Origin of the sequence: Dietzia sp. B44 (genome assembly GCF_014145245.1) — a bacterium.
Lineage (GTDB): Bacteria > Actinomycetota > Actinomycetes > Mycobacteriales > Mycobacteriaceae > Dietzia > Dietzia natronolimnaea.
Genome location: NZ_JAALEF010000005.1, coordinates 1 through 7,007, shown reverse-complemented (window position 1 = coordinate 7,007; position 7,007 = coordinate 1). Strand labels below are relative to the sequence as shown.

The 7,007-nt window shown below is 70.6% G+C and carries 8 protein-coding genes; 5 read left to right on the top strand and 3 right to left on the bottom strand.

Features of this window, described 5'->3' with window-relative positions; all coding sequences use genetic code 11:
* The coding region (locus G6017_RS00230; protein ID WP_182615325.1) for a glycoside hydrolase family 25 protein at nucleotides 1-830 on the bottom strand (830 nt) is incomplete at its 3' end.
* 204 nt (nucleotides 831-1,034) lie between these two features.
* On the opposite strand from G6017_RS00230, the gene G6017_RS00225 reads away from it, so the two are divergent.
* Nucleotides 1,035-1,307 carry a hypothetical protein gene (locus G6017_RS00225; RefSeq protein ID WP_179523592.1) on the top strand — a complete coding sequence of 91 codons (273 nt, stop codon included), beginning with the start codon at nucleotides 1,035-1,037 and terminating at the stop codon, nucleotides 1,305-1,307.
* 18 nt (nucleotides 1,308-1,325) lie between these two features.
* Here the strand turns inward: G6017_RS00225 and G6017_RS00220 are convergent, their stop codons facing one another.
* The gene (locus G6017_RS00220) at nucleotides 1,326-2,015 is read right to left on the bottom strand and encodes a pentapeptide repeat-containing protein (RefSeq protein ID WP_182615323.1); all 690 of its coding nucleotides are present in this window, start codon (nucleotides 2,013-2,015) and stop codon (nucleotides 1,326-1,328) included.
* A gap of 26 nt (nucleotides 2,016-2,041) precedes the next feature.
* Complete coding sequence (locus tag G6017_RS00215) at nucleotides 2,042-2,467, bottom strand: hypothetical protein (protein ID WP_179523590.1); 426 nt, start codon at nucleotides 2,465-2,467, stop codon at nucleotides 2,042-2,044.
* A 123-nt stretch (nucleotides 2,468-2,590) separates the two neighbouring features.
* On the opposite strand from G6017_RS00215, the gene G6017_RS00210 reads away from it, so the two are divergent.
* From G6017_RS00210 to G6017_RS00195, 4 genes are read left to right on the top strand one after another with little or no spacing between them, the layout of a single operon-like run.
* A complete protein-coding gene (locus tag G6017_RS00210; protein ID WP_179523589.1) occupies nucleotides 2,591-3,103 on the top strand; it encodes a DUF4395 domain-containing protein in 513 nt (170 codons plus the stop codon).
* A gap of 48 nt (nucleotides 3,104-3,151) precedes the next feature.
* A complete protein-coding gene (locus G6017_RS16445; RefSeq protein ID WP_206682410.1) occupies nucleotides 3,152-3,751 on the top strand; it encodes a hypothetical protein in 600 nt (199 codons plus the stop codon).
* 35 nt (nucleotides 3,752-3,786) lie between these two features.
* A complete protein-coding gene (locus G6017_RS00200) occupies nucleotides 3,787-5,808 on the top strand; it encodes a M13 family metallopeptidase (RefSeq protein WP_182615322.1) in 2,022 nt (673 codons plus the stop codon).
* 41 nt (nucleotides 5,809-5,849) lie between these two features.
* Nucleotides 5,850-6,941 carry an NAD(P)H-dependent amine dehydrogenase family protein gene (locus G6017_RS00195; RefSeq protein WP_182615320.1) on the top strand — a complete coding sequence of 364 codons (1,092 nt, stop codon included), beginning with the start codon at nucleotides 5,850-5,852 and terminating at the stop codon, nucleotides 6,939-6,941.
* Nucleotides 6,942-7,007 lie beyond the last annotated feature (66 nt).

The following is a 7,007-nucleotide window of genomic DNA, read 5'->3' as shown; positions in this document are numbered from 1 at the left end:
GCGGCCTCCGGGGCGGGGGCCGGCTCGGGTGCCGGCGCCTCGCCCGGCGTGACGGGTCCCATCCACGCCCCGAGCTCCTCGCGCGTCCCGGCGAAGACGTTGAGGTCCACGGGGCCGGAGAAGCCCGGCACCTCGCCGGTCTCCGAGTTCTGCCAGAACAGCCACTCGCTCCAGCCACCGATCACGGGGAGCGTGGGCTCCGGCACCCCGTATTCGGCCAGCCACAGCGGGTACTCGGAGAACCGGGTGGTGTTGGCCATCCGGTCGATCCAGAAGAAGCGGTACGTGTAGATGATCGGGGTCCGCCCGGTGAGGTGCTGGAGTTCGGTGAGGAAGACGTGCGTCCACTCGATCAGCTCCTCCGGGTTCTTGCCCTCGTCGGTCTCGATGTCGAGCACCGGCGGCAGCTGGGCGCCTCCCACGGACTGCAGGCGGGTGGCGAAGGCGCGGGCCTGGACCGCGGGATCCATCGCGGGGCGGGCCTTGTGGTAGCTGCCCACTGCCATGCCGGATGCCCGGGCCTGCTCGACGTCGGCCTCGTAGTAGCGGTTCGCGGGGCCGGTGCCCTCGGTGGCCTTGATAAAGGCGAAGGACTGGCCGGACGCGGCGGCCGCGTGCCAGTCGACCGGCGCGCCGTGCGGGTGTTGCCAACTCGAGGAGTCGACGCCGCGGGCCAGGCCGTCGAAGACGGGGGAGAGGGGGATGACGGCGTCGGCCCGGGGGGATATGACGACGACGAGGAGTCCGAGAGCCAGGGCCGCCGCGGAGGCGAGGGCCACGAGAAGGCGGGGGAGAAGGGCACGGCGGGCTGGCTGACCGGCTGGTGTCATGGGGTGAGTATCAATTAGTAACACCTGTCACACAAGCAACTCGCGCAACTTCGCGGGGATTTCTTCGCCCAGCACCGGCGCGACGGGGGTGGCGTGGGTCACGGATCCGTCACAACCGGTAACACGCTGTCCCACTGGTGCGATAAGGGGTTTTCTCGCCTCTATTGTTGGAGTCGCCCCACCGTTCCAGTCGGGAGTCCCCTCATGTCCGATGCAGTAGATTGTTCGACCCCTCGCTACCGTCACGACCTCGTCGCCGAAGTCGACGGTCCGGCCGATGACGCGGTTCTCGAGGTGTCCGTGGTCGAGAAGGCGGTGCTCGACGAGAACGGTGCCGGGCGCGGGGTGCCCGAGCTCGTCCTGCGGACGGGTGTCGACGGCATCGCGCTCACGGATCGCGACCAGGTTCTCCGTCTCCAGGCAGTGATCAACCGGGCCGTCAACCAGTGGCGCGACGCCGCCTCGCACCTGCCCTGAGCGCTCGCTCGATCCCGCCTACTCGACCCTGATCCCCGCTTCGCCGATCAGTGCCAGTCCGACCCCGACGACCTGCTCCGGCGAGATGATCGCCCCCCGGAGCGCGGACGCCCCCCGCACGTCCTCCAACTCGGCACCCCTCAGGTCCACCGCGGTGAACGTGGCCCGGTCGAGGCTCGCGCCCCGCAGGTCGGCGCCGTCCGTCGACAGGTCCGCCACCCGCGCCTCCAGCAGGTCCGCCTGCCTGCAGCGGGTGGCGGACAGGCGCACCCTCTGGAGCCGGGCCATCCGCAGGTTGATCATGTCGGCGTGGCAGTCCTCGAAGGACACGTCGGTCAGTCTGGCGTCGGACAGGACCAGGCCGGTGAGCCGGCACCCGGTGAATCTGACCCGGGTGAACGTGGCCCCGTCGGCGACCATCCCGGACAGGTCGCAGCCGCTGACCACGACGTCGGTGAGGCGGAGCGAGTCGGCCCTGGCGCTGCTCAGTCTGATGCCCTCCAGTGTCGACTCTCGGATCTCCGCGCCGCCGATCAGCGCCGCGCCCTCGTCGGGGGAGGGGGCGTCCTCGGCGGTGGCACACACGCCGTCCCACAGCCCGTCCGGTTCGAGTTCGGACCGCGGCGACTGGAGTTGCTCCCGCCGCGGCAGTGACGGGGCGGCGGGCGGTCGGGGTGAGCCGGATCGGCGTCTGAGCGGTGGGGGCACGGCCGTCAGCCTAGGTGCCGGGTACGTCAGTCGAGATCGCAGAGGCGGGCGAACTGCACCCACTGGGCGTCGACGGCCGAGGGGTCGGGGGCGGGTTGGACGACCAGGCCCGAGATCCGGCTCGCCACGGCGGACAGGGCGTTGTCCTCGACTCCGTCGGCCAGGCGCCGCACCTCCTCGGAGCCGACTCCCGGGTCGACCTGACCGGTGACCAGCCTGTGGACCGGCCCGGCCAGGACCTCACACCCCGGTGTGGCGTCCGGGCCGGGGGAGGGGGCGGGAGTCCCGGCGGCGACGCTCGGTGTCGTGGTGGGGGCAGTGCCCGGTCCGGTGGTGGTCGTGGGTGATTCACCCGGCGTCACCTGCCCGCAGGCGCCGACGGCCAGGGCGAGGCCGAGACCCGCGACGATCGCACGGCCGGGCTGAAGTGCCGCTGCTCTCCGGTGCGCCATGCTCCGCAGGATAACCGGGCTGGGACTTTCGCGGGTTCAGGCGTACTCTCGGGGCATGGGTAGACAGATCTGTCTATGCAGAGTGGCGGTACGGACGGTACCGAGAGGTCGAGGAGGTCGGTCATGAGCCTGCGAGAGGTGTTCGCGTTCCCTGAGGTCGTCAACGACTATGCCGCCCGGTGCACTGCCGGGCTCGTCGTGACGCTCGCGGTGGTGACGATGCTCGCGCCGCCGCCGGCGCAGACCTGGCTCGCCGCGGCACTTGTCGTCGGCTTCGCCCTCCGGGTGGCCGGAGGACCGCGGTACTCACCGTTCGGCAGGCTCTCGGTGCACGTACTGGCCCCCAGGGTCAGCTCCGAGCCCAAGCTGGTCGCGGGTGCACCCAAGCGGTTCGCCCAGACGATCGGCCTGGTCATGTCCTCGGTCGCGCTCGGGTTGTTCCTGGGCGGGTTGACGGGGGCGGGGGTCGTGGTCCTGGGCGTGCTGGTGGCCGCCGCCCTCGCCGAGGCGGCCCTGGGGTTCTGCCTGGGGTGCTGGATGTACGGCCAACTGCAGCGGGTCGGTGTCGTGTCGGAGGACGCCTGCGTCGACTGCGCCGACATCTGGGCCCGGCCCGGGATGACCGCGCGCAACTGAGACCTGCTCGCAACCGGGACACCGTCACTCCGCGTTACTGTGGAGGACATGACTTCCCCGTCCGAGAACCACGAGTCGTACGGCGACGACCCCCGGGGCCACGGCTCGGCGTACGGCACCCCGTCGGACTCCGGCGACCGGTTCTCTCCCTACGGGACGCAGTCCTACGAGAGCCCCTCGTTCGGGCACCAGCAGTTCGACCAGCAGCAGTACGAGCAGCAGCCGTTCGAGCAGCAGCCCTACGGCGCCCATTTCTACGGGGCCCAGCCGTTCGGGACTCAGCCTTATGGGACGGAGCCCTACGGCACGCAGCCCTACGGCACGCAGCCCTACGGCGTGGAGCCTTACGGCGTGCAGCCCTACGGCTCACCGGGCTATGGCGCGGTGCACCCGTACGCGCCGGCCTACGGGGCGTCGCGCAAGGAACCGGCGCTCTCGCTGGTGTTGTCCTTCTTCCTGCCCGGGCTGGGCACGCTGATCAACGGCCAGGCAGGCAAGGGGATCGGCATCATGGCCGGCTACTTCCTCGGCATCCTGCTGTCCGTGGTCCTGATCGGGATCCCGATCATGCTCGGGTTCTGGGTCTGGGGGATGGTCGACGCCTATTCGGGCGCCAAGGAGTACAACGCCCGGAACGGCTTCTACTGAGAGACCGGTCGCCGGACCTTCCGTAACCTGGTCGCATGACAGCGACCGAGATCACCACGACCGACGACTCGCGCCCCTCGGGCCTCGACCTCCAGTACGTCGACCGGGACGTCCGTCCCCAGGACGACCTCTACCAACACGTCAACGGCACCTGGATCCGCGATCACGTGATCCCCGCGGACCGGCCCATCGACGGTGCCTTCCTCGCGCTGCGCGACCTGTCCGAGGAGCGGGTGCGGGACATCATCACCGACGCCCCCGTGGACTCGCGGATCGGGGCGTTCTACGCCTCCTTCATGGACACCGACGCGGTCGAGGCCGCGGGCGTCGCCGCGCTCGCGCCCGATCTGGCCGAGATCGACGGCGCGACCGACGCCGACTCGCTGGCCCTGGCCATGGCGCGGCTGGAGAAGGTGGGCGTCGGCGGTCTGATCGGCGCCTACGTCAACAACGACGCCAAGAACTCCACCGAGTACATCCTCTACCTGGTGCAGTACGGCATCGGACTGCCGGACGAGTCCTTCTACCGCGAGGATCAGTACGCGGAGCTGCGCGACCAGTACACGGATCACATCGCGCGGATGCTCGTGCTCGCGGAGCTGTCGGGAGACGAGGACGCCCGCACCCGCGCCGAACGGATCGTCGCGCTGGAGACCCGCATCGCCTCCGCGCACTGGGATGTGGTGGCCCGCCGCGACGCCGACAAGACCTACAACCCCGTCACCTGGGAGGAGCTCCCCGGCCTGGCGCCCGGATTCCCCTGGCACGACTGGGCCCGTGAGGTGGGCGGCTCGGAGGAGACCTTCGGCCGCGTCGTGGCCATGCAGCCCGACTTCCTCACCGCGGTTGCCGGACTGTGGTCGACCGAACCACTGGAGACGTGGAAGGAATGGCTGCGGTGGCGGGTCCTCGGTTCGCGCGCGCCCTACCTGACCAGCGACCTGGTGGAGGAGGACTTCCGCTTCTACGGCACCGCGATGTCCGGCACGGAGGAGATCAAGGCCCGGTGGAAGCGGGGCGTCGCCGCGGTCGAGGCGGCCCTCGGCGAGGAGGTGGGTAAGGAGTACGTGGCCCGCCACTTCCCGCCCGGCCACAAGGCCCGGATGGTCGAGCTGGTGGAGAACCTCACCGCCGCCTACCGCTACTCCATCGCGCGGTTGCCGTGGATGACGCCGGAGACCCGCGAGCGGGCGCAGGAGAAGCTCGAGGCGTTCGTGCCCAAGATCGGCTACCCGGAGAAGTGGCGCGACTACTCGGCGCTCGAGGTGCGCCCGGACGACCTGCTGGGCAACGTGCGGCGGTCGGCCGAGTTCGAGCACCGCTACGAACTGGGCAAGCTCGGCGGCCCGGTCGACCGCGGCGAGTGGCACATGACCCCGCAGACGGTCAACGCCTACTACAACCCGGTGATGAACGAGATCGTGTTCCCGGCCGCCATCCTCCAGCCCCCGTTCTTCGACGCCGACTCCGACGACGCCGCCAACTACGGGGCGATCGGCGCGGTGATCGGTCACGAGATCGGCCACGGGTTCGACGACCAGGGGTCGAAGTACGACGGCGACGGCAACCTGGTGGACTGGTGGACCGACGACGACCGCTCCGCGTTCTCCACCCGCGTGGACGCGCTGATCGACCAGTACCAGGGCCTGACCCCGGACGGTCTGGACCCCGCGAAGGACCACGTCAACGGAGCCTTCACGGTGGGGGAGAACATCGGCGACCTCGGCGGGCTGACCATCGCGCTGCTGGCCTACCGGCTGGCGCAGGGGTCGACCGGGGAGGGCTCCGACGTGCAGCCGGCGGAGGGGACGGGCGTGGGCCCCGAGATCGACGGGATGACCGGCATCCAGCGGCTCATCACCTCCTGGGCCATCGTGTGGCGCACCAAGACCCGCGCGGAGGAGGCCGCCCGCCGGTTGGCCGTGGACCCGCACTCCCCGCCGGAGTTCCGCTGCAACCAGGTGGTGCGGAACCTCGACGACTTCCACGCCGCGTTCGGGGTGACCGAGGGGGACGGGCTGTGGCTCGCCCCCGAGGAGCGCGTGAGCATCTGGTGAAGGGGCCCCGCCGGCTCCGGCCCGGTCGTTAGGGTTCACCCATGACGAGCCGGGATGTACCGATCAGGGTCGTGGAATGGTCGACGGGCTATCTGGGCAGGATGGCGGTCGAGGCCGTCGACGCCCGGCCCGAGCTGGAGCTGGTGGGCGTCTTCGTCTCCGATCCCGCGAAGGTCGGCGTCGACGCGGGCCGGCTCGCCGGTCTGGGCCGGGATCTGGGGGTGATCGCGACCGACGACCGGGCGGCACTGCTCGCTCTCGACCCGGACGCGATCGTGTACACCGCCGAGACCGAGACCCGCTTCATGCCGGCGATCGAGGACTTCCGCGGCTTCCTGCGCGCGGGTATCGACGTGGTGGCCTCCGGCCCCGTCCTGCTCCAGTACCCGCACGGGACCCTCCCGGAGGAGATGATCGCCCAACTCGTGGACGCCGCCCGCGAGGGTGGCGCCACGCTGCACGTCAACGGCATCGACCCGGGATTCGCCAACGACGTCCTGCCGCTGGTCATGACGAGCCTGTCCCGGCGCATCGACCTGATCCGGGTGGGCGAGATCGCCGACTACTCGGTGTACCACCAGGGCGAGACCATGCGGCGGCTGTTCGGCTTCGGTCGGTCCATGGACACCCTGCCGCCACTGCTCCGACCGGGGATGCTCGCCGCGGGCTGGGGGTCGGTGGTCCGCCAGCTCGCCGCCGCGTTGGAGGTGACGCTCGACGAACCGCTGGTCGAGCGCCACGAGCGGCTTCCCGCGGATCGGGACCTGTCGCTGCTGGCGTGCGAGGTCCCGGCCGGGACCCAGGCGGCGCTGCGGTTCGAGGTGGCGGGACAGGTCGACGGCGAGGACCGCATCGTCCTGGAGCACGTCACCCGCACCGCCGTCGACCAGGCACCGGACTGGCCCCGCCCCGACCACGGGGACGGGTGCTACCGCATCGACATCCTCGGTGAGCCGGCCATGCGCGTGGAGTTCACCCACCATGCCGAGCACGGCGACCACAACGAGTCCGGCATGCTCGTCACCGCGATGAGGCTGGTCAACGCCGTCGAGGCCGTGGTCGCGGCGGAGCCCGGTCTGGTATACGCAAAGGACCTGCCGATGATCACCGGGCGTGGCTTAATGAAGAGATGAACATAATCGGTGCCGCCCGCGCCGCAGCGGCCTCGCTGGCCGCGGCAGCCCTCGTCACGACGGGCG